Origin of the sequence: Enterobacter sp. AG326 (assembly GCF_004362415.1) — a bacterium.
Taxonomy (GTDB): domain Bacteria; phylum Pseudomonadota; class Gammaproteobacteria; order Enterobacterales; family Enterobacteriaceae; genus Enterobacter; species Enterobacter asburiae.
In genome coordinates this window covers 1,916-3,219 of record NZ_SNXG01000019.1, presented here as the reverse complement: position 1 = coordinate 3,219, position 1,304 = coordinate 1,916, and the positions used below count along the sequence as shown (strand labels likewise).

At 51.6% G+C, this 1,304-nt stretch carries 1 rRNA gene (cut by a window edge); it reads right to left on the bottom strand.

The window, feature by feature from the left end:
- Positions 1–1,180: ribosomal RNA gene (locus DFO52_RS22955) — 23S ribosomal RNA — on the bottom strand; it reaches 1,726 nt to the left of the window's first position.
- Positions 1,181–1,304: the final 124 nt, after the last annotated feature.

Genomic DNA, 1,304 nt, shown 5'->3' with positions numbered 1-1,304 from the left:
CAACACCTAAGTGTCGCTGCCGCAGCTTCGGTGCATGGTTTAGCCCCGTTACATCTTCCGCGCAGGCCGACTCGACCAGTGAGCTATTACGCTTTCTTTAAATGATGGCTGCTTCTAAGCCAACATCCTGGCTGTCTGTGCCTTCCCACATCGTTTCCCACTTAACCATGACTTTGGGACCTTAGCTGGCGGTCTGGGTTGTTTCCCTCTTCACGACGGACGTTAGCACCCGCCGTGTGTCTCCCGTGATAACATTCTTCGGTATTCGTAGTTTGCATCGGGTTGGTAAGCCGGGATGGCCCCCTAGCCGAAACAGTGCTCTACCCCCGAAGATGAGTTCACGAGGCGCTACCTAAATAGCTTTCGGGGAGAACCAGCTATCTCCCGGTTTGATTGGCCTTTCACCCCCAGCCACAAGTCATCCGCTAATTTTTCAACATTAGTCGGTTCGGTCCTCCAGTTAGTGTTACCCAACCTTCAACCTGCCCATGGCTAGATCACCGGGTTTCGGGTCTATACCCTGCAACTTAACGCCCAGTTAAGACTCGGTTTCCCTTCGGCTCCCCTATACGGTTAACCTTGCTACAGAATATAAGTCGCTGACCCATTATACAAAAGGTACGCAGTCACACCACGAAGGTGCTCCCACTGCTTGTACGTACACGGTTTCAGGTTCTTTTTCACTCCCCTCGCCGGGGTTCTTTTCGCCTTTCCCTCACGGTACTGGTTCACTATCGGTCAGTCAGGAGTATTTAGCCTTGGAGGATGGTCCCCCCATATTCAGACAGGATACCACGTGTCCCGCCCTACTCTTCGAGTTCACAGCCTGTGTGCTTTCGTGTACGGGGCTGTCACCCTGTATCGCCGGACTTTCCAGACCGTTCCACTAACACACAAGCTGATTCAGACTCTGGGCTGCTCCCCGTTCGCTCGCCGCTACTGGGGGAATCTCGGTTGATTTCTTTTCCTCGGGGTACTTAGATGTTTCAGTTCCCCCGGTTCGCCTCGTTAACCTATGTATTCAGTTAACGATAGTGCAACGAATTGCACTGGGTTTCCCCATTCGGACATCGCCGGGTCAAAGGTTCATATCACCTCGCCGGCGCTTTTCGCAGATTAGCACGTCCTTCATCGCCTCTGACTGCCAGGGCATCCACCGTGTACGCTTAGTCGCTTAACCTCACAACCCGAAGATGTTTCTTTCGATTCATCATCGACTTGCGAAAATTTGAGAGACTCGAACACACATAACATGTGTGTCGTTTCAATTTTCAGCTTGATCCAGATTTTTAAAGAGCAAATAT